Origin of the sequence: Mycolicibacillus koreensis, assembly GCF_002104795.1 — a bacterium.
Classification (GTDB): domain Bacteria; phylum Actinomycetota; class Actinomycetes; order Mycobacteriales; family Mycobacteriaceae; genus Mycobacterium; species Mycobacterium koreense.
Genome location: NZ_NCXO01000025.1, coordinates 1 through 26639, shown reverse-complemented (window position 1 = coordinate 26639; position 26639 = coordinate 1). Strand labels below are relative to the sequence as shown.

26 protein-coding genes are annotated in these 26639 nt (G+C 68.2%); 23 read left to right on the top strand and 3 right to left on the bottom strand.

Features of this window, described 5'->3' with window-relative positions:
* Positions 1–17: 17 nt before the first annotated feature.
* On the top strand, positions 18–908 hold the full coding sequence (locus B8W67_RS11935) for a tyrosine recombinase XerC (protein ID WP_085304144.1): 891 nt from the start codon (positions 18–20) through the stop codon (positions 906–908).
* Positions 909–976: 68 nt separating this feature from the next.
* Positions 977–1519, top strand: coding sequence for a hypothetical protein (locus B8W67_RS11930; RefSeq protein WP_085304143.1), 543 nt, complete (start codon positions 977–979; stop codon positions 1517–1519).
* Here the strand turns inward: B8W67_RS11930 and B8W67_RS11925 are convergent.
* Positions 1516–2067 carry a M23 family metallopeptidase gene (locus tag B8W67_RS11925; RefSeq protein WP_069392681.1) on the bottom strand — a complete coding sequence of 184 codons (552 nt, stop codon included), beginning with the start codon at positions 2065–2067 and terminating at the stop codon, positions 1516–1518. The two genes, B8W67_RS11930 and B8W67_RS11925, sit on opposite strands and share 4 nt — an antisense overlap.
* Before the next feature lie 251 nt (positions 2068–2318).
* Between B8W67_RS11925 and rpsB the strand changes: the two genes are divergently transcribed.
* The 3 genes from rpsB to B8W67_RS11910 all read left to right on the top strand — a co-directional run bounded on the left by rpsB (position 2319) and on the right by B8W67_RS11910 (position 5553).
* A complete protein-coding gene (rpsB, locus tag B8W67_RS11920) occupies positions 2319–3170 on the top strand; it encodes a 30S ribosomal protein S2 (protein ID WP_069392682.1) in 852 nt (283 codons plus the stop codon).
* A gap of 10 nt (positions 3171–3180) precedes the next feature.
* A complete protein-coding gene (gene tsf, locus B8W67_RS11915; protein ID WP_069392683.1) occupies positions 3181–4005 on the top strand; it encodes a translation elongation factor Ts in 825 nt (274 codons plus the stop codon).
* 126 nt (positions 4006–4131) lie between these two features.
* Positions 4132–5553: an amidase gene (locus B8W67_RS11910; protein ID WP_085304142.1), complete on the top strand. Its 1422-nt coding sequence runs from the start codon at positions 4132–4134 to the stop codon at positions 5551–5553.
* 53 nt (positions 5554–5606) lie between these two features.
* Here the strand turns inward: B8W67_RS11910 and B8W67_RS11905 are convergent, their stop codons facing one another.
* Complete coding sequence (locus B8W67_RS11905; protein WP_069392685.1) at positions 5607–6032, bottom strand: MarR family winged helix-turn-helix transcriptional regulator; 426 nt, start codon at positions 6030–6032, stop codon at positions 5607–5609.
* Positions 6033–6078: 46 nt separating this feature from the next.
* Between B8W67_RS11905 and B8W67_RS11900 the strand changes: the two genes are divergently transcribed.
* The 5 genes from B8W67_RS11900 to rlmN all read left to right on the top strand — a co-directional run bounded on the left by B8W67_RS11900 (position 6079) and on the right by rlmN (position 10366).
* Positions 6079–6822: a class I SAM-dependent methyltransferase gene (locus B8W67_RS11900; protein ID WP_085304141.1), complete on the top strand. Its 744-nt coding sequence runs from the start codon at positions 6079–6081 to the stop codon at positions 6820–6822.
* A gap of 115 nt (positions 6823–6937) precedes the next feature.
* Entirely contained in the window at positions 6938–7696 is a 759-nt protein-coding gene (gene pyrH / locus B8W67_RS11895) for a UMP kinase (RefSeq protein ID WP_069392733.1), read from the top strand.
* Positions 7697–7761: 65 nt separating this feature from the next.
* Complete coding sequence (frr, locus tag B8W67_RS11890) at positions 7762–8319, top strand: ribosome recycling factor (protein ID WP_069392687.1); 558 nt, start codon at positions 7762–7764, stop codon at positions 8317–8319.
* A 21-nt stretch (positions 8320–8340) separates the two neighbouring features.
* Positions 8341–9219: a phosphatidate cytidylyltransferase gene (locus B8W67_RS11885; RefSeq protein ID WP_234806736.1), complete on the top strand. Its 879-nt coding sequence runs from the start codon at positions 8341–8343 to the stop codon at positions 9217–9219.
* 52 nt (positions 9220–9271) lie between these two features.
* On the top strand, positions 9272–10366 hold the full coding sequence (gene rlmN / locus B8W67_RS11880; RefSeq protein WP_069392689.1) for a dual-specificity RNA methyltransferase RlmN: 1095 nt from the start codon (positions 9272–9274) through the stop codon (positions 10364–10366).
* A 61-nt stretch (positions 10367–10427) separates the two neighbouring features.
* On the opposite strand, the gene B8W67_RS11875 is transcribed toward rlmN, so the two are convergent.
* Positions 10428–10682 carry a DUF2631 domain-containing protein gene (locus B8W67_RS11875; protein WP_069392690.1) on the bottom strand — a complete coding sequence of 85 codons (255 nt, stop codon included), beginning with the start codon at positions 10680–10682 and terminating at the stop codon, positions 10428–10430.
* Positions 10683–10835: 153 nt separating this feature from the next.
* Between B8W67_RS11875 and B8W67_RS11870 the strand changes: the two genes are divergently transcribed.
* From B8W67_RS11870 to B8W67_RS11810, 13 genes are all read left to right on the top strand, one after another.
* Entirely contained in the window at positions 10836–11681 is an 846-nt protein-coding gene (locus B8W67_RS11870) for an AraC family transcriptional regulator (RefSeq protein WP_085304172.1), read from the top strand.
* A complete protein-coding gene (locus B8W67_RS11865) occupies positions 11623–12051 on the top strand; it encodes a VOC family protein (RefSeq protein ID WP_085304140.1) in 429 nt (142 codons plus the stop codon). Before B8W67_RS11870 ends, B8W67_RS11865 begins: the two co-directional genes overlap by 59 nt.
* On the top strand, positions 12014–13225 hold the full coding sequence (gene dxr / locus B8W67_RS11860) for a 1-deoxy-D-xylulose-5-phosphate reductoisomerase (protein ID WP_165607791.1): 1212 nt from the start codon (positions 12014–12016) through the stop codon (positions 13223–13225). The genes B8W67_RS11865 and dxr overlap by 38 nt, the downstream gene beginning before the upstream one ends.
* Complete coding sequence (locus B8W67_RS11855) at positions 13222–14433, top strand: M50 family metallopeptidase (RefSeq protein ID WP_069392693.1); 1212 nt, start codon at positions 13222–13224, stop codon at positions 14431–14433. Before dxr ends, B8W67_RS11855 begins: the two co-directional genes overlap by 4 nt.
* A gap of 38 nt (positions 14434–14471) precedes the next feature.
* Positions 14472–15632 (top strand): flavodoxin-dependent (E)-4-hydroxy-3-methylbut-2-enyl-diphosphate synthase, encoded by a 1161-nt coding sequence (gene ispG, locus B8W67_RS11850; protein ID WP_069392694.1) that lies wholly within the window; start codon positions 14472–14474, stop codon positions 15630–15632.
* A 49-nt stretch (positions 15633–15681) separates the two neighbouring features.
* The gene (locus B8W67_RS11845) at positions 15682–16536 is read left to right on the top strand and encodes a GNAT family N-acetyltransferase (RefSeq protein ID WP_069392695.1); all 855 of its coding nucleotides are present in this window, start codon (positions 15682–15684) and stop codon (positions 16534–16536) included.
* Between the two features lie 75 nt (positions 16537–16611).
* Positions 16612–18417, top strand: a complete 1806-nt coding sequence (locus B8W67_RS11840) for a penicillin-binding transpeptidase domain-containing protein (protein ID WP_069392696.1) — start codon at positions 16612–16614, stop codon at positions 18415–18417.
* Positions 18418–18476: 59 nt separating this feature from the next.
* A complete protein-coding gene (locus B8W67_RS11835) occupies positions 18477–19070 on the top strand; it encodes a DUF1707 SHOCT-like domain-containing protein (protein ID WP_069392697.1) in 594 nt (197 codons plus the stop codon).
* 13 nt (positions 19071–19083) lie between these two features.
* Positions 19084–19941, top strand: a complete 858-nt coding sequence (gene map, locus B8W67_RS11830) for a type I methionyl aminopeptidase (RefSeq protein WP_069392698.1) — start codon at positions 19084–19086, stop codon at positions 19939–19941.
* Positions 19942–20006: 65 nt separating this feature from the next.
* Positions 20007–21485, top strand: a complete 1479-nt coding sequence (locus B8W67_RS11825; protein WP_372507435.1) for a flavin-containing monooxygenase — start codon at positions 20007–20009, stop codon at positions 21483–21485.
* 4 nt (positions 21486–21489) lie between these two features.
* On the top strand, positions 21490–22200 hold the full coding sequence (locus B8W67_RS11820) for a thioesterase II family protein (protein ID WP_085304138.1): 711 nt from the start codon (positions 21490–21492) through the stop codon (positions 22198–22200).
* Between the two features lie 655 nt (positions 22201–22855).
* On the top strand, positions 22856–24640 hold the full coding sequence (locus tag B8W67_RS11815) for an AMP-binding protein (protein ID WP_085304136.1): 1785 nt from the start codon (positions 22856–22858) through the stop codon (positions 24638–24640).
* On the top strand, positions 24637–26639 hold a 2003-nt coding region (locus tag B8W67_RS11810; protein WP_234806735.1), incomplete at its 3' end, for a type I polyketide synthase. The genes B8W67_RS11815 and B8W67_RS11810, both read left to right, overlap by 4 nt.

Below are 26639 nucleotides of genomic sequence, written 5' to 3'. Positions count from 1 at the left end.
TCTGTCACCGTGGACCGGTGGAGCAGATCCTCGCCGACTTCGATGAGCACCTGGCGTTGCAGCGCGGGTACTCGGCGCACACCCGACGCGCCTATCGAGGCGACCTGCGCTCGCTGTTGGAGTTCCTCGGTGAGGGCGGACTCGACGGTCTGACTCTCCCGATGCTGCGGTCCTGGCTGGCCTCGCAGGCCGGCGCCGGGGCCGCCCGCAGCACCCTTGCCCGGCGCACCTCGGCGGTGAAGACGTTCACCGCGTGGGCGAGCCGGCGCGGCCTTCTCGCCGACGACCCGGCCGTACGGCTGCAGACGCCGCGCACCGGGCGCGCCCTGCCCGCGGTGCTGCGCGCCGACCAGGCCCTTGACGTCATGTCGGCGGCGAAAACAGGGGCGCAACAAGATGATCCACTGGCGTTACGTGACCGGCTGATCGTTGAGCTGCTCTACGCCACCGGAATCCGGGTCAGTGAGCTGTGCGGCCTCGACGTCGACGACGTCGATACCAGTCGCCGCGTGCTGCGGGTCCTCGGCAAGGGCGACAAACAGCGCAGTGCGCCGTTCGGCGAGCCCGCCGCCGAAGCGTTGGCGGCCTGGCTGGATCGGGGGCGTCCGGCGTTGGCGACCGCCGAATCCGGACCGGCCCTGCTGCTCGGGGCGCGGGGGCGGCGACTGGGCCCCCGTCAGGCCCGCACCGTCGTGCACCAGACGGTGACCGCGGTCGACGGGGCTCCCGACATCGGTCCGCACGGGCTGCGCCACAGTGCCGCCACCCACCTGTTGGAAGGCGGCGCCGACCTGCGCATCGTGCAGGAACTGCTCGGCCACACCAGCCTGGCCACCACGCAGCTGTACACCCACGTCAGCGTCGCGCGGCTGCGGCGGGTGCACGATCAGGCGCATCCGCGGGCCTGAACCGGCCGGCGCCGGCGGGTCGGGAAAAACGCCGAGCACCGTCGCGCCGCGCGGGGATACTGATAACCATGAGGTCTTCTGGGGCGCGCGCCGCGCTGGTCGCCGTGACTGCCGCGCTGGCCGCACCACTGAGCGTGCTCGCCGCCGGCGGCGCGGCGGCCACGCCGGCACTGCCGGATTTCGGCGCCTACCCCCGTGCCGACGCCAAGGATTTCGTGGTGCGTGACACCCAGGTGTACTCGGTGCGCGGTTTCACCACCCCCGAAGGCGTGTTCTGCACCTCCTCGACACATCGGGGGATGTCCTCACTGGACTGCTTCAGCCCCTCCGGCCCGTTGCCCGGTGCTCCCGACGACGCCAACACGGTGCACCTGCGTCGCTCCGGGAACGTGCTCGAGCCCGTCGCGTTCACGGCCGCGCCGGTCGAGACCGGGCCCGGGCCCGTGCAGTTCGAGGGCACCCCGCTGCGGACGCTGCCACCGGCTCTCGACTACGCGTTCGACCAGGCCCAGTGCGTGCGCGATGCCTCCTGGCAGCTGGCCTGCGTCATGGACAACGGCACGCAACGCCACGGTTTCGTCATCTCCGCCGGGCACACCGAGGGTTTTTAGCGGCCGCCGGCCGGCCGCGGGCCGCCGGGGCGCAACGGTTTGAGCCGCACCGGGGTGGCGGCCAGCAGACCGCGCGGGTCGACGTAGTCGCCGCGGGCCGCCGGACCCCACATCGCGCCCCAGTGCAGGCATGCCGCCGCGCACCCCGGGTGCCCCGGAGCCAGGGTGCCCAACACCGTCGAGGCGGTGACCGCCTGGCCGGGGCGTACGAGGGCGGCCACCGGCTCGTAGCTGGTGTGCAATCCGCCGGGATGGGCCAGCGCCACCACGGGCCGCCCGGCCAGCATCCCCGCGACGATCACCGTCGCAGTACCGGCGGCATACACCGGCTGACCTGCTGTTCCCGCCAAATCGACGCCGCGATGGCCGCGCAGCCAGTTCGGCCGGGGGGCGTCGAAACCCCGCAGCACCGCCGGCGGCGGCCGCAGCGGCCAGGCCAGCCGGACGCCGGAATCGGCGGGCGTCGCACCCACCGGTGTCCCCAGGACCGCCGGCACCGCCGCTACCAGCGCCGCCAGCGCCGCTGTGGGGCCCCGCCACCGTCGCATCGGTTCAGTTCAGCGCCGGGCCGGCCGCCGTGCCAGTCAGCGCCGGGCGGCGCTGTGGACAAACGACCTGATCGAAGGGTGTAAACTCACCACCGCAGTCCGTGTCAACGGGCTGACTTCGCGTGTCCGCACCACAACGGTGGCATCGCACGGTCCCCTGCCCGGCAGGGGCGCGGTGTCCCGGCGGATACCAGGGCCCGGCCTCACCCGACGCCGGGCGACAACCGACAACAAATAAGGACTGGCCGATCATGGCTGTTGTAACCATGAAACAGCTGCTGGACAGCGGCACCCACTTCGGGCATCAGACCCGACGGTGGAACCCCAAGATGAAGCGGTTCATCTTCACCGACCGCAACGGCATCTACATCATTGACCTGCAGCAGACGCTGACCTTCATCGACAAGGCCTACGAATTCGTCAAGGAGACCGTCGCCCACGGCGGCAGCATCCTGTTCGTCGGCACCAAGAAGCAGGCTCAGGAGTCCATCGCCGACGAGGCGACCCGCGTCGGCATGCCCTATGTCAACCAGCGCTGGCTCGGCGGGATGCTCACCAACTTCTCCACCGTGCACAAGCGGCTGCAGCGGCTCAAGGAACTCGAGTCGATGGAGCAGACCGGCGGGTTCGAGGGCCGCACCAAAAAAGAGGTGCTGGGCCTGACCCGGGAGAAGAACAAGCTGGAGCGCAGCCTCGGCGGTATCCGCGACATGAACAAGGTGCCCTCGGCCGTGTGGGTCGTCGACACCAACAAGGAGCACATCGCCGTCGGCGAGGCCCGCAAGCTGGGCATCCCGGTGATCGCGATCCTCGACACCAACTGTGACCCCGACGAGGTCGACTACCCGATCCCGGGCAACGACGACGCGATCCGCTCGGCGGCGCTGTTGACCAAGGTCATCGCCGCCGCAGTCGCCGAGGGTCTGCAGGCCCGCGCCGGGCAGGGCAGCGCCGACGGGAAGCCCGACGCCGACGGCGCCGAGCCGCTGGCCGAGTGGGAGCAGGAGCTGCTGGCGTCGGCGACGACCGCCCCGGCCGCCGGCGCGCCCGAGGGGGCGGCAGCCGCCCCGGCCGCCGACTCGACCACCACCGACGCATCCTAGGAGAGCTGTAATGGCGAATTTCACTGCCGCCGATGTCAAACGGCTTCGGGAGCTGACCGGCTCCGGAATGCTCGACTGCAAAAACGCCCTCGCCGAGGCGGACGGCGACTTCGACAAAGCGGTTGAGGCGCTGCGCATCAAGGGCGCCAAGGACGTCGGCAAACGCGCCGAGCGGGCCACCGCCGAAGGTCTGGTGGCTGCCCGCGACGGCGCGCTGATCGAGCTCAACTCCGAGACCGACTTCGTCGCCAAGAACGCGGAATTCCAGGCGCTGGCCGACGAGATCCTCACCGCGGCACTCTCGGCGAAAACCGACGACGTCGAGGTGCTCAAGGCGGCCAGCACCGGTGACCGCACGGTCACCGAGGCGGTCGAGGCGCTGTCGGCCAAGATCGGCGAGAAGCTCGCCCTGCGCCGGGTCGCCTACTTCGACGGCACCGTGGAGACCTACCTGCACAAGCGGGCATCGGATCTGCCGCCGGCGGTCGGGGTGCTGGTCGAGTACAGCGGCTCGGGAGACGACGCACGCCAGGCCGCGCACTCGGTGGCCCTGCAGATCGCAGCGCTGAAGGCGAAGTACCTCAACCGCGACGAGGTACCCGCCGATGTGGTGGCCAACGAGCGCCGCATCGCCGAGGAGACCGCCAAGGAAGAAGGCAAGCCCGAGCAGGCGCTGCCGAAGATCATCGAGGGCCGGCTCAACGGGTTCTTCAAAGACATCGTGCTGCTCGACCAGCCGTCGGTGTCGGACAACAAGAAGACCGTCAAGGCGCTGCTCGACGAGGCGGGGGTCACCGTGACCCGGTTCGCCCGTTTCGAGGTCGGCCAGAGCTGATCGCACCGTGCGCCGGGGGTACCCGGCGTGCGAGAACCACCGGGGGTGGGCCCACGGCGGCATCCGAGTCGGATGATCGCCGTGGGCGCACGCTCGTTTCCGCGGCGTGGTTGCTAACTTCAGGTGATGGAACACGTGCACGCCTTCGGCGATGACGCACTCGGCGATCACGACGCCGTCGGGCTCGCCGAGGCGATCCAGTCCGGCCAGGTGACGCGGGCGGAGGTCGTCGATGCGGCCGTCGCCCGGCTGCACCGGGTCAATCCGAAACTGAACGGGTTGGCCTACGCGGCATTCGAGAGCGCCCGCGAGCGCGCCGCCCAACCGCCGCCGGACCGGCCCCGCTTCTTCGACGGCGTGCCGACATTCCTCAAAGACAACGTCGACGCCGCCGGGATGCCCACGATGCAGGGCACCGACGCCTGGTCGCCGCACCCGGCCGCTGCCGACGGGGCTTTCGCCCGGCTGTATCGGGCGGTGGGCCTGAGCGTGTTGGGTAAAACCCAGCTCAGCGAATTCGGGTTCAGCGCCGCGGCCGAGCATCCGCGTATCGGGCCGGTGCGCAACCCGTGGAACACCGACTACACCGCCGGTGCGTCGTCGTCGGGGTCGGCGGCGTTCGTGGCCGCCGGGGTGGTGCCGATCGCGCACGCCAACGACGGGGGCGGATCGATCCGCATCCCCGCGTCCTGCAACGGGTTGGTCGGCCTCAAACCGAGCCGCGGGCGGCTGCCGCTGGACAAAGACTTCCGGATGATGCCGCTGCGCATCGTCTTCAACGGGGTGTTGACCCGGTCGGTGCGCGACACCGCCGCGTTCTTCCGGGAAGCCGAGCGACTGCAGCCCGCGCGGCGGCTGCCCGTCGTCGGCGACGTCACCGGGCCGGGCCGTCGGCGTCTGACGATCGCGGTGGTGACCCGCTCGATCAACCGGGATGCGAGCCCGGAGGTGACCGCGCTGACCCTGCAGACCGCCGCGCTGCTCGAGGAACTCGGCCACCGGGTCGAACACGTCGCCGACCCGCCGGTGCCGGCTCGATTCGCCGACGACTTCCTGCTGTACTGGGCGTTTTTGGCGACCGCGCTGGTGCGCGGCGGGCGGCGGATGTTCGGCCCCACCTTCGACCGCGGCAAACTCGACAATCTCACCCTGGGGCTCGACCGGCACGCACGGCGGCACATCCACCGGCTTCCGGCGGCGGTGGCGCGGCTGGCCGCCGCCCGGCGGCGCAGCGCGCGGTTCTTCGCCGACTACGACGTGCTGCTCACCCCGACTGTGGCCGAGCAGACCCCGAAGGTCGGTCACTTCGACCCGACCGCCGACTACGAGCAGATCATCGACCGGTTGATGGACTGGGTGGCGTTCACCCCGCTGCAAAACGCCACCGGAGATCCGGCGATCTCGCTGCCGTTGACCCAGACCGCGGCCGGTCTGCCGCAGGGCATGATGTTCTCCGCCGAACCCGGCGCCGAGGCCCGGCTGTTGGAGCTGGCGTACGAGCTCGAGGAAGCCCGGCCGTGGGCGTGCATCCAGGCCGCCAAGCGCTAACCGCTCGGGCTTGCGCGTCGGGTCACCGTCGGTAGCACCGGCTGTGAGTGCGCTCAGCTCGGATCGGCGCCGAGGATTGCCAGCATCCGGGTGAATTCGCGGCGCTCGGCTGGGCTGAGTTTGGCCAGCAGGGTGGCGTCGGCGACCGCGACGGCGGCTTCGGCCCGGGCCAACAACGACCGTCCGGAGCGGGTCAGTGACGCCGGCAGGGACCGGCCCGAGGGCACCGACTCGGGCCGGGTCACCGCGCCGAGGGCCTCCAACCGCCGGAGCACGGTGTTCATCGCCTGCGGTGTGACGTTGCCCAGCCGTGCCAACTCCGCGCTCGAGAGCCCCGGGGACAGCGACAGCATGCGCATGCAGACGAACTCTCCGAGGGAGAGCTCCAAGGGGCGCAGCGCGTCGGTGATCGGCGGCCTCAGCGCTGTGTGGACCCGGTGCAGCAGATACCCGAGCGGAGCGTCGCGCAACTGGCTCATATCAACCATCTTGACATATATCAATCACATTGATAAACACGACGGTATGACTGAAACCTCGCGGAACGCCCAGACCTCCAAGAGCCCCGGGGCCTCCGGGACATCCGATTTCGACTTCGACTTCGATCCGGCCTACCGGGGTGAGGCCGAAGGGTTCCGGCCCGGTCAGCGGCCACCGTGGAGTCTCGGTGAGCCCCAGCCGGAGATCGCCGCATTGATCGCGGCGGGCAAGATCCGCGGAACCGTCCTCGACGCCGGCTGCGGGGAAGCGGCGCTGGCGTTGGAGCTGGCCTCGCGCGGCCATGAGGTCGTCGGGCTCGACGCCTCGCCGACCGCGATCGAGTTGGCCACCGCGGAGGCGGCGCGCCGAGGGCTGGGCACCGCCTCGTTCGCGGTCGCCGACATCGCCGATTTCACCGCATACCCGCCGGGCAGCGAGAACCGCTTCGACACCATCGTCGATCAGACGCTCTTCCACTCGATGCCGGTGGAGTTGCGGGAGGGCTACCAGCAGGCGATCGTGCGCGCCGCAGCACCCGGCGCGGTGTACTTCGTGCTGGTGTTCGACCGGGCCGGTATGCCCGAGAGCCCCGCCAACCCGGTCACCGAGGACGAATTGCGCGAGGTCGTCGGCAAGTACTGGACCATCGATGAGGTCCGACCGGCGCGCATCCACGCCAACTTCCCCGACCCCATGCCGGCGGAGTTCCCGGTGGTCGACCTGCGCGAGGAAGCCAACGGGCGCAAATCGGTTCCCGGCTGGCTGCTCTCGGCACATCTGGACGCGTAGCGCCGGTTCGCGTCACACCCCGGCGGCACCGGCCGGCCGCGATGAGGCAGGATGGGGGGGCCGTCCGGTGGTGGTCCGGATGGCGCTTCCGTGCGATCATCTGCGAGGGGTGCCGATGGGCGAGTCAACGAGCGCCGGTCCGGGTCCTGTGCTCCCGGCCGACTATCAGCCCAGGTATTCGCGGGTGCTGCTCAAGCTCGGTGGAGAGATGTTCGGCGGCGGACAGGTCGGTTTGGATCCCGACGTCGTCGCCCAGGTCGCCCGTGAGATCGCCGAGGTTGTCCGCCGCGGCGTGCAGGTGGCGGTCGTCATCGGCGGAGGCAACTTCTTCCGCGGCGCGCAGCTGCAACAGCGCGGTATGGAGCGGATGCGCTCGGACTACATGGGCATGCTCGGTACCGTGATGAACAGCCTTGCGCTGCAAGACTTCCTGGAAAAGGAAGGTATCGACACGCGGGTGCAGACCGCGATCACCATGGGTCAGGTCGCCGAGCCCTACATCCCGTTGCGTGCGCAGCGGCACCTGGAGAAGGGGCGGGTGGTGATCTTCGGCGCCGGCATGGGCCTGCCGTATTTCTCCACCGATACGACCGCGGCGCAGCGGGCGCTGGAGATCGGCGCCGAGGTGGTGCTGATGGCCAAGGCGGTCGACGGGGTGTTCACCGCCGACCCGCGCACCCATCCGGACGCCGAGTTGCTCACCACGGTCACCCACCGTGAAGTGATCGACCGTGGCCTCGCCGTCGCCGACGCCACCGCGTTCAGTCTCTGTATGGACAACGGAATGCCGATTCTGGTGTTCAATCTGCTCACCGATGGCAATATCGCCCGGGCGGTGGCGGGTGAGAAGATCGGCACACTGGTCAGCACCTAACCGGGAGAACAGATGATCCGCGCCAGCGAGGACGCGCAGCGCAGCCAGCAGAAGGAGCCGCGCCCATGATTGACGAAACCCTCTTCGACGCCGAGGAGAAGATGGAGAAAGCGGTGACCGTCGGCCGCGACGATCTGGCCACGATCCGCACCGGACGGGCCAACCCGGGCATGTTCTCCCGGATCGTCATCGACTACTACGGCGCCACCACCCCGATCACCCAGTTGAGCAGCATCAACGTGCCCGAGGCGCGGCTGGTGGTGATCAAGCCCTACGAGGCGTCGCAGCTGGGCGCGATCGAGAACGCGATCCGCAACTCCGATCTGGGGGTCAACCCCACCAACGACGGCACGCTGATCCGGGTGGCCGTACCCCAGCTGACCGAGGAACGCCGGCGTGAGCTGGTTAAACAGGCCAAGGCCAAGGGCGAGGAAGCCAAGGTCGCCTTGCGGAACATCCGGCGCAAGGCGATGGAGGAACTGCACCGCATCCGCAAAGACGGTGACGCCGGTGAGGACGAGGTCGGCCGCGCGGAGAAAGATCTGGACAAGACCACCCAGCAGTACGTCACCCAGATCGACGAGCTGGTCAAACACAAAGAAGGCGAGCTGCTGGAGGTCTAGCGGACCGCCAGCGACATCCTCGTGGTAGACAGCGTCAACCCCCCGGCCGGGCCGCAGCAAACCTCGCGGGCCGGGCGCAACCTGCCGGTGGCGATCACGGTGGGGCTGTTGTTGGCGGGGATGCTGGTCGGCGCCCTGGTGTTCGCGCCGGTGCTGTGGATCGTGATTCTGGCGATCGCCACCCCGATCGCCACCCATGAAGTGGTGCGCCGACTGCGCGAAGGCGGCTACGACGTTCCGTTCATCCCGGTGGCCCTCGGGGGGCAGGCGATGATCTGGTTGTCGTGGCCGTTCGGGACCACCGGGGTGCTCGGCGCGTTCGGCGCCACGGTGGTCGTCTGCATGGTGTGGCGGCTGGTCGGCCAGGGGCTCACGCACACTCCGGTCAACTATCTGCGGGACATGTCGGCGACGGTGATGCTGACCGTCTGGGTGCCGCTGTTCATGGCCTTCGGGGTGTTGCTGATCTTCCACGACGACGGTTCGGGCAAGGAGTTCACCTCCGGGGCGGTGTTCTGCCTGCTGTTCGCGGTGGTGTTGTCCGACGTGGGTGGCTACACCGCCGGGGTGCTCTTCGGTAAGCATCCGATGGTCCCGGCGATCAGCCCGAAGAAATCTTGGGAGGGGCTGGCCGGGTCCCTGCTGTTCGGGGTCAGCGGGGCGGTGGTGGCGGTCACCTTCCTGCTGCCGGGCCGGCACTGGTGGGTGGGGCTGCCGCTCGGTGTGCTGCTGGTGCTCACCGGGACCCTGGGGGACCTGGTCGAATCGCAGATCAAGCGGGATCTGGGGATCAAGGACATGGGCCGGTCCCTGCCGGGCCACGGCGGCATGATGGACCGTCTCGACGGGCTGTTACCGGCGGCGGCGGTGACGTGGATCGTGCTGACCGTGCTGCACTGAGCCGCCCTGGGCTACCGGGGGAGGGCGCCGGCCCGCCATACTGGAACCGATCATGAAGCAACCACTGGTGTTCACTGCGCCGCGTCGGGCGATGCCGCCGCGCCATCTCGCCGACCTCGACGAACCGGGGCGCGCCACGGCGGTCGCCGAGTTGGGGTTGCCGGCGTTTCGGGCCAAACAACTGGCCCACCAGTACTACGGCCGGCTGCTGGCCGACCCGGCGCAGATGACCGATCTGCCCGCCGGGGTGCGCGGCAGCGTCGGTGAGGCGCTGTTCCCGACGCTGTTGACCGCGGTCAACGAGATCACCTGCGATGACGGGCAGACCCGCAAGACGCTGTGGCGCGCGGTCGACGCCACCACGTTCGAGTCGGTGGTGATGCGGTATCCGCAGCGCAACACCGTGTGCATCTCCTCGCAGGCCGGGTGCGGGATGGCCTGCCCGTTCTGCGCCACCGGTCAGGGTGGGCTCAAGCGGAACCTGTCGGCGGCGGAGATCCTCGAACAGGTGCGTGCCGCGGCGGCCGTGCTGCGCGACACCCATGGCGACCGGCTGTCCAACGTGGTGTTCATGGGGATGGGGGAGCCGCTGGCCAACTACGCGCGGGTGGTGGCCACCGTGCGCCGGATCACCGCGGCGCCGCCGCACGGGTTCGGGATCTCCGCGCGGGCGGTGACGGTGTCGACGGTGGGGCTCGCCCCGGCCATCCGGAAATTGGCGGACGAGGACCTCGGGGTGACGTTGGCGGTGTCGCTGCACACCCCCGACGACGAACTGCGCGACACGCTCGTGCCGGTCAATACCCGGTGGGCGGTGGCGGAGGTGCTCGATGCGGCCCGCTACTACGCCGATCGCACCGGCCGGCGGGTGTCGATCGAGTACGCGCTGATCCGCGACGTCAACGATCAGCCGTGGCGGGCGGACCTGCTGGGCAAACGGCTGCGCGCCGCACTGGGGGCGCTCGTGCACGTCAACCTGATCCCGCTGAACCCGACACCGGGCAGCGACTGGGATGCCAGTCCGAAACCGGTGGAGCGGGAATTCGTGCGGCGCGTCCGCGCGCAGGGGGTGGCGTGCACGGTGCGCGACACCCGCGGTCGTGAGATCGCCGCCGCGTGCGGGCAGTTGGCCGCCGAAGGCGGGTAGCTGCAGCGCCGCGGATGGGGTACGGCGTGCGGGCAGTTGGCCGCCGAAGGCGGGTAGCTGCTTAGCGCAGCCAGCCGCGGCGGCGCAACCACCAGTCGCGCACCAGCGCGCCGGCGGCGAGCGAGGCGAAAACGACGAGGTACCAGTCCTCGATGTGGCCGACGTGGTTGCCCCGCAGCATCAGCAGCAGCAGCCCGATGACACCGAGACCGACGATGTACCAGGTGTTGTGGTTGATTCGGCTCCAGCCCCACTCCGCGGACGGCACCTCGGCCGTGTCGACACCGCTGTCGCGTTCCACCTCGGTACTGACCACGGTGATTCCTCCTGCTGGGGACGGGTACTGATGTCAGCATATTGTGGCATACCGGTTCGGCCGGTCGACCGCTAGCGTGGGGTGATGGGCGCCGAACAACGCGGCAGCGAGTTCGTGGTGGCGCCCCCGGGATGCGCGCCGGGGGTGACCTCGATGACCGGATATCGCGGCCTGGCGTTGCCCGAAACCGTGCACCGGGGGCTGCCGTCGGCGGCGTTGACCTTCATCGTCAGCCTCGACGCCGGAGTCCAGGCCGCCGACACCCTCGCCGGGCTGTCGGTTGCGCGCCCCACCCCGGTGCTGCTCGCGGGCCTGCGCACCCGTGCCAGCCGGGTGCAGCAACGCCGCGGCCAAGCCGGTGTGCAGCTCGCCGTGCACCCGCTGGCGTCGCGCGCCCTGTTCGGGATGCCCGCCGCCGAACTCACCGGCGCCGACTTCGACGCCGCCGCCGTGCTCGGTGGTGGGCTCGCGGATCTTCACGGCCGGGTCAGCGACGCCGCCGGGTGGGCTCAGGCCTTCAGCGCCGTCGCCGGCTATCTGAGGGCCGCCCACCGCGACACGACGGCACCGCGCCCGGAGATCGCCCATGCCTGGTGGTTGCTGGAGCACCACGGCGGGCGGATACGCGTCGGCGCGCTCGCCGACCGGGTGGGGCTGAGTCCGCGGCACCTGACCACGCTGTTTCGCCGCGAGGTCGGCCAGACCCCCAAAACCGTCGCCGAGCTGATGCGGTTCACCGGGGCACGCACCCGCATCGCCGCGGCGGCGCGCGCCGGACGTGTCGATCTCGCCGCGATCGCCGTGGGCACCGGCTACAGCGACCAGGCGCACCTGACCCGCGAATTCAGCCGGTTCGCCGGGATCGCCCCACGCCGATGGCTCGCCGAGGAGTTCCGAAACATTCAAGACGGCGGGCACACCGCGGAGGCACCGTGGTGCCATGACCACGCAACGTTCGCTCCCCAATCCCACGGTCTGGTTGACCCTGCAGGCGCATGACGCCGCGGCGCTGATCGACTACTACACGACGACCTTCGGCTTCGTCGTCGCCGCCCGCTATGACGGCGACGACGGCACCGTCGCCCACGCCGAGCTGCGCTGGCCCGAAGGCGTCGGCGGGATCATGATGGGCAGCTACCGGCCGGAACGGGCGTGGTGTCGCGAACCGGGCTCCGCCGGTGGTTACGTCGCCACCGCCGACCCCGACGCCCTGTATCGGCGGGTCTGCGAGAGTCACGCCGAGGTGGTGGTGCCGCTGGCCGACACCGACTACGGGTCGCGCGAGTTCGCGGTGCGCGACCCGGAGGGCAACCTCTGGTCGTTCGGCAGCTATCCGGGCACACCCGCCCCGGTGGGCAAGGCACAATGAACGGGTGACAACGACGCGGCGCAGGGTGCTGATCCTCGGCTCGACCGGGTCGATCGGCACCCAGGCGCTGCAGGTCATCGCCGCCAACCCGGACCGCTTCGAGGTGGTGGGGCTGGCTGCCGGCGGCGGCAACCCCGAGCTGCTCGCCCGGCAACGCGCCGAGACCGGGGTGGCCAACCTCGCCGTCGCCGACGAGCGTGCCGCGGCCGCCCTCGGTGACGTCCCCTACAGCGGCGCGGATGCGGTCACCCGACTGGTGGAAGACACCGGCGCCGATGTCGTCCTCAACGCCCTGGTCGGCGCGTTGGGCCTGCGCCCGACGCTGGCCGCGCTGGCCACCGGGGCGCGCCTGGCGCTGGCCAACAAGGAATCGCTGGTCGCCGGCGGGCCGCTGGTCACCGCCGCGGCGGCGCCTGGCCAGATCGTGCCGGTGGACTCCGAACACTCCGCGATCGCGCAGTGCCTGCGCAGCGGGCGCCCCGACGAGGTCGCCCGGATCGTGCTCACCGCCTCCGGGGGGCCGTTTCGGGGCTGGACCGCCACCGGGCTGGCCGGGGTCACCCCCGAGCAGGCGGGGGCGCACCCCACCTGGTCGATGGGTCCGATGAACACGCTGAACTCGGCGTCGCTGGTCAACAAGGGACTCGAACTGATCGAGACCCACCTGCTGTTCGGGGTGCCCTATGACCGCATCGACGTGGTGGTCCACCCCCAGTCGATCGTGCATTCGATGGTGACCTTCGTCGACGGCTCCACCGTGGCGCAGGCCAGCCCGCCGGACATGCGCCTGCCGATCGCGCTGGCGTTGGGCTGGCCGGACCGCGTCGCCGCGGCCGCGCCGGCCTGCGACTTCACCACCGCCGCGACCTGGCAGTTCGAGCCGGTCGACGACGCGGTGTTCCCGGCGGTGCAGCTGGCCCGGCGGGCCGGCCGCGGTGGCGGCTGCCTGCCCGCGGTGTACAACGCCGCCAACGAGGAGGCGGCGGCAGCGTTCCTCGCCGGCCGGATCGGGTTTCCCGCCATCGTCGCGACCATCGCCGCCGTGCTCGACGAGGCCGACTCGTGGGCCGCCCCACCGGCTACCGTGGAAGATGTCCTCGATGCGCAGCGCTGGGCCCGGGAGCGGGCGGCGCAGGCGATCACCACCGCCAGGAAGGTAGTTCCGACCCGATGATGTTCGTTGTCGGCATCGTGCTGTTCGCCGTCGCCATCCTGGTGTCGGTGGCGCTGCATGAGTGCGGCCACATGTGGGTGGCGCGCGCCACCGGGATGAAGGTCCGTCGCTACTTCGTCGGCTTCGGGCCGACCCTGTGGTCGACCCGGCGCGGTGAAACCGAGTACGGGCTCAAAGCCGTCCCGGCGGGCGGATTCTGCGACATCGCCGGGATGACCGCGATCGAGGAACTCGAACCCGACGAGGCCGACCGCGCCATGTACAAGCAGGCTACCTGGAAACGGGTCGCGGTGCTGTTCGCCGGGCCCGGGATGAACTTCGTCATCGGCGTGGTGCTGGTGTATGCGATCGCGGTGATCTGGGGCCTGCCCAACCTGCATCCGCCCACCACCGCGGTGGTCGGTGACACCGGCTGCATCCCCGCGGAGGTGTCCCCGGGCGAACTGGAGCAGTGCACCGGCACCGGGCCGGCCGCCGCGGCCGGCATCCAGGCCGGTGACGTGGTCACCCAGGTCGGCGACACCCCGGTGAGCAGCTTTGCCGAGATGGCCGCCGCCGTGCGCGCCAGCCACGGCACCGTGCCGGTCGTCGTGCAGCGCGACGGACAGTCGGTGACCGCCTATGTCCAGGTCACCCCGACCACCCGCTGGATCGCCGACGGCGACGGCGAGCCCGCCCCGACCGAGGTGGGCGCGATCGGGGTCAGCGCCGCCCAGTACGGACCCACCCACTACAACGTGGCGACCGCGATCCCCGCCACGGTGGCGTTCACCGGGGATCTGGGCATCGAGTTGGGCAAGGCACTGATCGCGATCCCCACCAAGGTCGGCGCCCTGCTGCACGCCATCGGCGGCGGCGAACGCGACCTGGACACCCCCATCAGCGTGGTCGGGGCCAGCCTGATCGGCGGGGAGACCGTCGACCACGGCCTGTGGATGGCGTTCTGGTTCTTCCTGGCGCAGCTCAACTTCGTGCTCGGGGTGATCAACCTGGTGCCGCTGCTGCCGTTCGACGGTGGGCACATCGCGATCGCGGTCTACGAGAAGATCCGCAACATGATCCGCTCGGCGCGCGGCGTGATGGCCGCCGACCCGGTCGACTACCTCAAGCTGATGCCGGCGACCTACGTAATCTTGGTGCTGGTGGTCGGCTACATGCTGTTGACCGTCACCGCCGACGTGGTCAGCCCGATCAAACTGTTCCAATAGCCGGCCCGGACCGGACACCGACCTCAGAAGGAGACCTCATGACCGTCGGCCTGGGGATGCCGTCCTCGCCGGCACCCACCCTGGCGCCGCGCCGCCCGACCCGCCAGCTGATGGTCGGCGATGTCGGCGTCGGCAGCAACTACCCGATCTCGGTGCAGTCGATGTGCACCACCAAAACCCACGACATCAACTCCACCCTGCAGCAGATCGCCGAGCTCACCGCGACCGGCTGCGACATCGTGCGTGTCGCCTGCCCCCGTCAGGAGGACGCCGACGCGCTGGCGGCGATCGCGGCCAAAAGCCAGCTGCCGGTGATCGCCGACATCCACTTCCAGCCCAAATACATCTTCGCCGCCATCGACGCCGGCTGTGCCGCGGTACGGGTCAACCCCGGCAACATCAAGGAGTTCGACGGCCGGGTCGCCGAGGTCGCCAAGGCGGCCGGCGACGCCTGCATCCCGATCCGCATCGGGGTCAACGCCGGTTCGCTGGATCCGCGGATGCTGGCCAAATACGGCAAGGCCACCCCGGAGGCGCTGGTCGAGTCGGCGCTGTGGGAGGCCTCGCTCTTCGAGGAGCACGGGTTCTCCGACATCAAGATCAGCGTCAAGCACAACGACCCGGTCGTCATGGTCGCCGCCTACGAACAACTCGCCGAACAATGCTCCTATCCGCTGCACCTCGGTGTGACCGAGGCCGGACCGGCGTTTCAGGGCACCATCAAATCGGCGGTCGCCTTCGGGGCGCTGCTCTCCCGCGGCATCGGCGACACCATCCGGGTGTCGCTGTCGGCGCCGCCGGTGGAAGAGGTCAAGGTCGGAACCCAGATTCTGGAGTCGCTGAATCTGCGTCCGCGGGGGCTGGAGATCGTGTCCTGCCCGTCGTGCGGACGGGCCCAGGTCGACGTCTACAAACTGGCCAACGAGGTGACCGCCGGGCTAGAGGGTCTCGACGTGCCGCTGCGGGTCGCGGTGATGGGGTGCGTGGTCAACGGGCCCGGCGAGGCCCGGGAGGCCGACCTGGGGGTGGCGTCGGGCAACGGCAAGGGGCAGATCTTCGTCAAGGGCGAGGTGATCAAGACCGTCCCGGAGGCGCAGATCGTGGAGACCCTCATCGAGGAGGCGCTCCGGATCGCCGCGGAGAAGGGACACGACCCGGACGCAACAACCAGCGGTTCGCCGTCGGTGACCGTAAGCTGAGGGCCGTACGCCTCAGCAGCTCCAGCACACCGCGGAAAAGAGTCACGCCATGTCGGCTCCGCCCATTTTTCGCCTGGTCGATGACCGCCGGGTGTCGGTGGTGCGCGACGCGGCCGCGGTGGGGCGGGTGCTCGACGCCGATCCGGTCGGCTCCTGCATGGTCGCCGGTCGGGTGGCCGACTACGGCGTGGAACCGGCCGCGATCGGCGGGGAACTGTGGACCCGGCGCGGGGTGGAGGAGTCGTTGTGCTTCGCCGGGGCCAACCTGGTGCCGTTGCGCGGCGACCCGCAGGATCTGGTCGCGTTCGCGGACAAGGCGGCCAGCGTGTCGCGGCGCTGCTCGTCGCTGGTGGGATACGCCGAGTTGGTGCTGCCCATGTGGCAACGCCTGGAGCACAGTTGGGGTCCGGCCCGCGACGTGCGGGCCCGCCAACCCCTGATGGCGTTGGACACCTTCCCGGCCTGCGCGCTCGATCCCGAGGTGCGGCAGGTCCGCCCCGACGAGATCGACGCCTACCTGGTGGCCGCGATCGACATGTTCATCGGCGAAGTCGGCGTCGATCCCCGCCTCGGCGACGGCGGACGCAGCTACCGGCGCCGCTTGGCCAACCTGATCGCGGCGGGCCGCGCCTGGGCGCGATTCGAAGACGGCGAAGTGGTGTTCAAGGCGGAGGTCGGCGCCCAGTCGCCGGCGGTCAGCCAGATCCAGGGGGTGTGGGTGCATCCCCGCCAACGCGGCCAGGGCCTGGGCGCGGCCGGAACGGCGGCACTGGCGGCGGTGATCGTCGGTACCGGACGCACCGCCAGCCTGTACGTCAACGACTTCAACGCGGTGGCACTGGCCACCTACGAGCGGGTCGGGTTCACCCAGGTCGGCACGTTCGCCACCGTGCTGCTCGACTGATCCGGCGGCGAATAACGATTTGATGTCGGTGCGCCTCCACCGATTCACCGCGTCACTTTCCTAACATCAGCCACAATGGCAACACGAACCTCAGTGGCATCCGCTGTCGTGGCGATCCTCGTGATCGCTCTCGTCGGTGCCTGCACCCCGCGTCCCGACGGCCCCGCCCCGGCGGCGGAGTCCTTCTTCGCGGCGCTGGCCACCGGCGACACCGCGGCGGCCGCCGCCCTCGCCGACAGCCCCGAGGAGGCGCGCGACGCCCTCAACGCCGCCTGGGCGGGATTGCAGGCCAGCTACCTCGAGGCCCAGGTGCTCGGTTCGCGCTACACCGGAGACACCGGGACGGTCTCCTACCGCTACACCTGGCATCTGCCGAAGAACCGGACCTGGTCCTACGAGGGACAGCTGAAGATGGCCCGCAACGAGGGCGCCTGGCAGGTGCGCTGGAGTGCGACCAACCTGCACCCCAAACTCGGTGAACACCAAACGTTTTCGTTGCAGTCAACCCCGTCGCACCGCGCCTCGGTCAACGAGGTCGGCGGCACCGACGTGCTGGTGCCGGGCTATCTGTACCACTATGCGCTGGACGCGAAGCTCGCCGGAGCGGACCTCATGAGCACCGCGCGCACCGTCATCGATGTGCTGCACCCGCTGGACGAGAGCTTCAACGATCCGCAGCTGCTCGCCGAGGAGACCAGCTCGTTGACCGGCCCGCGCGATCTCATCACGCTGCGCCGCGACGACAACAATCGCATCGCCCCGCTGCTCGGACCGCTTCCCGGGGTGGTGATCACCCCGCAGGCCGAGCTGATGCCCACCGACGAGGGTTTCGCCCCGACGGTGATCAGCGAGGTCAAACGGCTCGTCGCCGACGATCTCGACGGGGAGCCCGGCTGGCGGGTGGTCAGCGTCAACCAGAACGGTGTGGACACCGCGGTGCTCCACGAGGTGGCGCCGGCGCCGGCGCCGTCGATCACGATCAGCCTCGACCGTGCGGTGCAGGACGCCGCCCAGCACGCGGTGAACAGCCGCGGCGGGCAGGCGATGATGGTGGTGATCAAGCCGTCGACCGGTGAAATCCTCGCCGTGGCCCAGAATCCGGGTGCCGACGCCGAGGGGCCGTTGGCGACCACCGGGCTCTACCCACCCGGCTCGACGTTCAAGATGGTCACCGCGGCCGCGGCGATCGAACGGGACATGGCCACGCCGAACACCCTGCTCGGCTGCCCGGGCACCCTGGACATCGCCCACCGGGTGGTGGCCAACTACAACAAGTTCGATCTGGGCATGGTCCCGATGGCGCGGGCGTTCGCCAGTTCGTGCAACACCACGTTCGCCGAGTTGGCCAGCCGGATGCCCCCGCGCGGGCTGACCCAGGCGGCCGCCCGCTACGGCCTCGGCGTCGACTACGACGTCGCCGGGCTGACCACGGTGACCGGGTCGGTGCCGCCGACCGTCGACATGGTCGAGCGCACCGAGGACGGATTCGGTCAGGGGCGGGTGCTGGCCAGCCCGTTCGGCATGGCCCTGGCCGCGGCGACGGTGGCGGCGGGCCGGACCCCGGTGCCGCAGCTGATTCTGGGCCGGCCCACCGAGACCGACGGCCAGGCCGCCCCGATCACCACGAAGATGATCGACGGGCTGCGGCCGATGATGCGGCTGGTGGTAACCAACGGCACCGCCCGCGACATCGGGGACTGCGGCGCGGTGTTCGGGAAGACCGGGGAGGCCGAGTTCGCCGGCGGCTCGCACTCGTGGTTCACCGGCTACCGCGGCGACCTGGCGTTCGCGTCGCTGATCATCGGCGGGGGCAGCTCGGAGTACGCGGTGCGGATGACCAAGATCATGTTCGACAGCCTCCCGGACAACTTCCTGACGTGAGACGCCGGTCGCCGCGTTCGCGGTAGATTACGGGGGTACCTCCAGCGTCAGGAAGGCCCATGACCGAGATCGACGACAACCGGGTCGAGCTGCGGATCTCCGATGCCGACCGCAACGGCACACTGCGCCGGCTGCACAGTGCGGTGGCGCTGGGGTTGATCGACATCGATGAGTTCGAGGAGCGCTCGGCGGCCGTCGCGCACGCACGGATGCGCCCCGAACTCGATGCCCTGGTCAACGACCTGCCCGGGCCCGGCGCGATCGCGACATCGACGACCGACCGCCTGGAGCTGCGCGGCTGGGCCGGCTCGCTGAAACGGCACGGGGAATGGGTGGTGCCCACCCGGCTGGCGCTGGTCCGACGGATGGGGTCGGTGGATCTGGATCTGACGCGCGCGCGGTTCGCCGGCCCGGTGGTCATCATCGAGCTGGACATGCGCGTCGGCGGGGTCGACGTGCGCCTGCCGCACGGAGCCAGCGCCTCGATCGACGACGTGCAGGTCTACGTCGGTAGCGCCCATGACCACCGCAAGGCCCCCGCGACCGAAGGCAGCCCGCATGTGGTGTTCACCGGCCGGATCATCTGCGGGTCGCTGGACATCCGCGGCCCGCGTCGCCGGACCCGGCTGAGCCGGCTGCGACGACGGGGTTGACTAAACTGACCAGATGTCCGTTCGCGCCCCGTTGAGTCCCGGCGTGGTCTCGCCCACGCTGCCGGTGCCCACATCCATCGTCCGCCCGGAGTACGTGGGCAAACCCAGCGCCCAAGAGGGCAGCGAACCCTGGGTGCAGACCCCCGAGGTCATCGAGAAGATGAGACTGGCGAGCCGGATAGCCGCCGGAGCGCTCGCCGAGGCCGGCAAGGCGGTGGAGGTCGGGGTCACCACCGACGAGCTCGATCGCATCGCCCACGCCTACATGATCGATCACGGTGCGTATCCATCGACGCTGGGCTACAAGGGCTATCCGAAATCCTGCTGCACATCGCTGAATGAAGTGATCTGCCACGGCATCCCCGATTCCACGGTGATCGCCGACGGTGACATCGTCAACATCGATGTCACCGCCTACATCGACGGCGTGCACGGCGACACCAACGCGACGTTTCTGGCGGGCGACGTCGCCGAGGAACACCGTCTGCTGGTGGAGCGCACCGAGGAAGCGATGATGCGCGCCATCAAGGCGGTCAAACCCGGTCGCGCCCTGTCGGTGGTCGGTCGGGTGATCGAATCCTACGCTAACCGTTTCGGGTACAACGTCGTTCGTGATTTTACCGGCCACGGGATCGGCACCACCTTCCACAACGGGTTGGTCGTGCTGCACTACGATCAGCCGGCCGTGCAGACCGTCATCGAACCCGGGATGACATTCACCATCGAACCGATGATCAATCTCGGTTCCCTGGACTACGAGATTTGGGACGACGATTGGACCGTCGTGACCGCGGACCGCAAATGGACAGCGCAGTTCGAGCACACCCTGGTGGTCACCGACGACGGTGCGGAGATCTTGACGCTGGTGTGACCGGGACCGGTCAACCCGTCGGCGGAACTACCTGCATGTTCTGCTGAGGTCCTATGCTGGTCTGCGTGAAGCACTTCGACGCAATCGTCGTCGGTGCCGGATTCGGGGGAATCGGGGCGGCGATCCAACTCAAGCAACTGGGTTACGACAACATCGTGATCCTCGACCGCGAGGACGACGTGGGGGGGACCTGGCATGTCAACCGCTATCCAGGGTTGACCGTCGACGTGCCCTCCAGCACGTACTCCTATTGGTTTGAACCCAATCCGTACTGGTCGCGGCTGTTCGCCCCGGGCCCGGAATTGAAACGCTACGCCGAGCACGTCAGCGACAAGTACGACGTACGCCGGCACATGCGCTTCAACACCACGGTCACCGGCGCCCAGTGGAATGCCGACGACCAGCAGTGGGATGTGGTCCTCGCCGACGGAGAGCGGCTGACCGCGCAGTTCCTGATTGCTGCGACGGGCTTTTTGTCTCAACCGAGGGTGCCGGACATCCCCGGTATCGATACCTTCGCGGGCCGAACTATTCACGCAGCAGCCTGGGATGACGACTACCGCCTGACGGGCCGGCGCGCCGCGATCATCGGCACCGGCTCCACCGGAGTGCAACTGATTCCTGAATTAGCCAAGGAGGTCGGGGAACTCACCGTCTACCAACGCACTCCGATCTGGGTTCTACCCAAGATCGACGTCGGATTCTCCCCGATGCTGCAACGTCTGTTCGCGCGGGTACCCCGACTGCAGCGCACGCTGCGGTGGTTCACCGACACGGGGCTGGAGTTCATGATGGTGCTGGCGATGTGGCGGTTCCGCCGCTTCCGCTCTGTCAACAGGGCAGCCATGCGGGTCTCCACCGCGATGCGGTTCCTGTCGATCCGCGACAAGGAATTGCGCGCCAAACTGCGCCCCGGATACGACTACGGATGTAAGCGCCCGACGGTGTCCAACACCTATTACCGGACGTTCGCCAAAAACCATGTGCACCTGGAGACCGCCGGGATCGACCGAGTGGAACCCGACGGGATCGTCACCACCGACGGGCGCAAGCAGAGCATCGACACGTTGGTGCTGGCGACCGGTTTCGACGTCTGGGAAGAAAACCTGCCGGCGTTCGAGGTGATCGGACGAGACGGACGCAACCTGGGAAAATGGTGGCGAGAGACGCGATTCCAGGCCTACGAGGGGGTTTCGGTGCCGAACTTCCCGAATCTCCTCGTCGTCGCCGGTCCCTACGCCTGGTTGGGGCTGTCGTGGTTCAACACCGTCGAATGCCAGATGCGCCACATGAAGAGACTGTTCGGCGAGTTGCAGCGGCGACAGGGGCGCACGTTCGAAGTGACCGAAGAAGCCAACGATCGCTTTCTCAACCGGATGTCGACGTTGCTCGATGACTCGGTCTTCCGGTTGGGACGCTGCGGGGGGTCACGCTCGTACTGGTTCGACCCGAGCGGAGACGCCCCGCTGTTTCGACCGACGACCGTGCGCAAGACGGTTGCCAGTCAGGATCGGTTCCCGTTGTCGGACTATGCGATAACCTGACGCGGTGACCGGGGGACGAACCAAACTCTACGTATTTCCGCATGCCGGCGGGTCGCCACAGTACTACCTGCCGCTGGCAAAGACCTTCAGTGGCGCTGTGCAGTGCGTCGCGGTCCAGTATCCGGGGCGCGACGGAACCCACGATCTGGCCTCGTTCACCGGGATCCCCGCCCTCGCCGATCGTGTGTGTCGAACGCTTGCGCCGTTGGATTCCTCGGATGCCCCCGTGGCGTTCTTTGGGTACAGCATGGGCGCCCTGCTGGCCTTCGAGGTGGCGCGTCGGTTCGAAGCCGACGGCAACCGGATTGCCGCACTGTTCGTCTCGGCATGCGCAGCGCCAGGTCGCAGCGGGTATGACTACATCCCGGAATCAGATCGAGGTTTGCTCACAGCGGTCGGCGAGATGACCGGAGTGAGTCCGGAATTTCTCGAAGACGAACAGTTCGCGGCGAAGATCCTGCCCACACTTCGGGGCTTCCGCGCGATCGTGGACTACAGCTGCCCCGATGACGCGGCGCTGTCGTGCCCGATCTTTGCGTTTCACGGTGACGATGACGACGTCGCGACCGCCGAGAAGGTGGCGCCCTGGGCGCAACGCACCACAGCGGACTTCGCAGCGCGGGAGTTCACCGGCCACCACTTCTTCCTCAACGACCATTTGGACGAACTCGCCGGGGCGATCGAAGAAAAAATCAGCGTCTACTGCGCGCCGTAGTAGCCGGTTCCGGCGCACGGCCCGCTATCACCTGACCTGCGGTTGGGTAGCGGTGAGCAAATGAAACACGGTCTCGTAACACGGTTTTGACGTTCGCATTAATAATCTTCACCCTCTACACAGGAACGAGAGCGTGGTAGCGTGGCGAGCGAGTCGGGGAGAGCCGGACATCGGCGTCCGGTAGACGTACAGCGTGACATCACCTAACGGGGTGGAGTTGATAGCGATGTTCGAACCCGCGTGTCCGGCTGCTGTTTCGGTACCGCCAGGTCCTCGCTCACGGGGTGGGGGTCTTCGGCATCTCGGCGCTATCGGTGCGCGTCCCGGGTGGGGCAGTGCGGACTCGTCTCCGGGGGAATTGACGCCTGTGAAACACCTGCGCACTGTATGACGGTTTAGTCCGAGGTCGCCCTCATCGCACGCGACAGCAACGTCGCGACGGTGCTGTATGTGCCGACGAGCGTTGGTGGTTCAGATGTGTATTGGCGTGGCACACTAGATCATTGGGTCGATTCACGTTCCCACTCCGATCCACCTCCCGATTACTGTAGCTAACCTGGGAAGAATGAAAATTACTTGAGAGTAGTGTTAGCCTGAGGGGGTCGATCGCGGGGGGTCGACTCCATCGGTAGTCCGGAACTCGGGGAGGGTGTTTATGACTTTGACGACCGAAACAACGGAGACGATCGAATCGTCGATACCGGCCGTGCTCGCCAGACGTGCCCACGAGTGCCCCGATCAGCCGGCGTTCACGTACATCGATTACGACGTCAACCCCGACGGGTTCACCGAAACCCTCACGTGGGCCGATCTTTTCAACCGGGCGAATGTTGTCGCCGCCGAGCTTTCCGCACACGGATCTCCCGGTGACCGGGTCGCGATCGTCGCTCCGCAGGGTTTGGAGTACATCGTCGGGCTGCTCGGGGCGATGGCGGCGGGATTCATCGCGGTTCCGTTGTCCGTGCCGATGTTCGGTGTGCACGATGAGCGGGTCACGGGTGCGCTCGCCGATTCGGCGCCGGTGAGTGTCTTGACCACCTCGGCCGCTGTCGACGCCGTCATGGCCTGCGTCAAGGTCGTTCGGCAGGTGAATCCGCAGATCATCGAGGTCGACGCCCTGGACTTCACTGCGACCCCGGCACCGCTGCCGGAGAGCGCCGTGTGCACGACCGCATTGCTGCAGTACACCTCCGGATCGACGCGCTCGCCGGCGGGAGTGGTGGTCACCCACCGCAACATCATCACGAATCTCCAGCAGATGATGTCGGATCAGTATGGCCGCGACGGCGGTGTCCCGCCGGCAGACACCACTGTCGTGACGTGGCTGCCCTTCTACCACGACCTCGGGCTTCAATTCGGGATCTTCTACCCGATCCTGGCCGGGCTGCAGGCGGTCACGACGAGCCCCATGGCATTCCTGCAGAAGCCGGCGCGCTGGATGCAGCTGTTGGCCACCCACCCCAACGCGTTCTCCGGTGCGCCGAACTTCGCGTTCGAGCTTGCGGTGAGCCGGACTTCCGAGGAGGACATGGCGGGACTGGACCTCAGCGGCGTGCTCAGCATCGCCAGCGGAGCCGAGCGCGTGCAGCCGGCCACGCTGAGGCGCTTCATCGACCGGTTCTCGGCGCTGAACCTGCCGGCCACCGCACTGCGGCCGGGCTACGGGCTGGCCGAGGCCAACGTGTATCTGACCTCGTTGGACACCGCGAGCGCCCCGGTGACCGCCCGGTTCGACTACGAGAAGCTCGCCGCCGGCTACGCGCAGCGCAGCGAGGCCGACGCCAGTGTCGAGATGGTCAGCAACGGCGCGCCGCGAGCGTGCACCGTTCGGATCGTGGACCCGGAGACGCGCACGGAGAACCCCGCCGGAAAGGTCGGGGAGATCTGGGCGCACGGGGACAACATCGCCGAGGGCTACTGGCGTAACCCCGAGGCCACCCAGCGGACGTTCGGCGCCGACCTGGTCGACCCGTCGCCGGGGACCCCGCAGGGTTCGTGGTTGCGCACCGGGGACCTGGGCGTGCTCTGCGACGGCGAGCTCTACGTCACCGGCCGGATCAAGGATCTGCTCATCGTCGACGGACGCAACCACTACCCCGACGACATCGAGGCAACGGTCCAAGAGATCAGCCACGGCCGTGCGGCGGCGATCACCGTCGGTGACGACGGCAGCGAGCAACTGGCGGTTATCGTCGAGATGCGCCGAAAAGGCGCGTCCGAGGAAGAAGCGCGCAACCGTCTGCTGAAGGCCAAACGCGAGATCACCGCGGCCATCTCGCGGTATCACGGGGTGCGCGCCGCGGACCTGGTGTTGGTCGATGCCGGCTCCATCCCGATCACCACCAGCGGAAAGATCCGCCGTTCCGCGTGCGCTGATTTATACCGCAGCCAGGGCTTCCACCGCCTGGACGACACCGACTCTGCGGGCCCGACCGAATGACCGCGGCTCCAACCGAAGAGGACCTGCGGCGTTGGTTGGTTGATCGTTTGGTGGTGGTTTTGGGTTGTGGTCGTGGGGATGTTGATTCGGGTGCGTTGTTTTGGGATTTGGGTGTGGGGTCTCGGGATGCGGTGGTGTTGTCGGGGGAGTTGTCGGAGTTTGTGGGGCGGTTGGTGTCGCCGGTGGAGTTTTGGGCGTATCCGAGTGTTGATGGGTTGGTTGAGTATTTGGTGAGTCCGGGTGTTGATCCGGTGCCGGATTTGCAGGCGTCGTCGCGTGGTGGTGGTGATGATGTAGTTGCTGTGGTGGGTGTGGGGTGTCGTTTTCCGGGTGGGGTGTGTGGTCCGGAGGCGTTGTGGCGGTTTGTGTGTGAGGGTTTGTCGGCTGTTGGTGAGGTTCCTGCTGGTCGGTGGGATTCGTTTGGGTTGGGGTCGTCTGAGGCGGCTGCGGCGTTGGCGGGTACGACGCGGTGGGGGTCGTTTTTGGATGATGTTGCTGGTTTTGATGCGGAGTTTTTTGGGGTGTCGCCGCGTGAGGCGGTGAAGATGGATCCTCAGCAGCGGTTGTTGTTGGAGGTTGTGTATGAGGCGTTGGAGGATGCTGGGATTCCGGTGGAGTCTTTGCGGCGCAGTTTGACTGGTGTTTTTGCGGGTGCGTGTTTGGGTGAGTATGGGTATTTGGCGTCGTCGGATTTGGGTCGTGTGGATGCGTATTCGGGTACTGGCGGTGCGTTGAGTGTTATTGCGAATCGGGTGTCGTATTTTTTTGATTGGCGTGGGCCGTCGTTGACGGTGGATACGGCGTGTTCGTCGTCGTTGGTTGCGGTGCATTTGGCGTGTCAGAGTCTGCGGTGTGGGGATGCGGATGTGGCGGTCGCTGGTGGTGTGAATGTGGTGTTGTCGCCGGCGGTGACGCGGAGTTTTGATGTTGCTGAGGCGATGTCGGTGTCGGGGGAGTGTCATGCGTTTGATGCTTCTGCGGATGGTTTTGTTCGTGGTGAGGGTGCTGGGGTGGTGGTGCTCAAGCGGTTGGCTGATGCGGTTGCTGATGGTGATCGGGTGTTGGCGGTGGTGCGTGGGTCGGCGGTGAATTCTGATGGTCGGTCTAATGGGTTGATGGCGCCGAATCCGTCGGCTCAGATGGCGGTGTTGCGTGCGGCGTATGCGAATGCGGGTGTGGGGTTTCGTGAGGTTGATTATGTGGAGGCGCATGGTACGGGCACGTTGTTAGGTGATCCGATTGAGGCTCGGGCGTTGGGCACGGTGTTGGGTCGTGGTCGTGATGCGGGTTCGCCGTTGTTGGTGGGGGCGGTGAAGTCGAATTTGGGGCATTTGGAGGCTGCTGCGGGTATTGCGGGGTTTATCAAGGCGGTGTTGGCGGTTTCGCGTGCGAAGTTGCCGGCGACGCGGGGGTTTGTGACTCCGAATCCGCATATTCCGTTTGAGCAGTTGGGGTTGAGGGTTGTTGATGAGTTGATGCCGTGGCCGGTGACGGGGCGGGTGCGTCGTGCTGGGGTGTCGTCGTTTGGTTTTGGTGGCACCAATGCTCATGTGGTGTTGGAGCAGGCTCCGGAGCCGGCCGGTGAGCCAGGTGGCCCCGCCGGTGAGCCGGGTGCATCGGGTGCATCGGGTGAGCTGGGTGTGCCTGATGGTGGTGTGGTGTCGACGTTGGTGGTCTCGGGGAAGAGTGCTTCGCGGGTGGCGGCGACGGCGCAGGTGTTGGCGAGCTGGCTTGATGGTGGGGGTGGTGAGCGGGTCGGTGTGGCCGAGTTGGCGCATACGCTCAATCATCATCGCAGTCGGTATCCGGTTTTTGCCACGGTGGCTGCTGTTGATCGTCAGCAGGCGGTTGCGGGGTTGACGGCGTTGGCGCAGGGGTATTCGGCGCCGAATGTGGTGGGCCCGCATGTGGGTGCGTGCCGCGACGGTGTGGTTTTTGTGTTTTCTGGTCAGGGTTCGCAGTGGGCTGGGATGGGTCGTCGGTTGTTGGTCGATGAGCC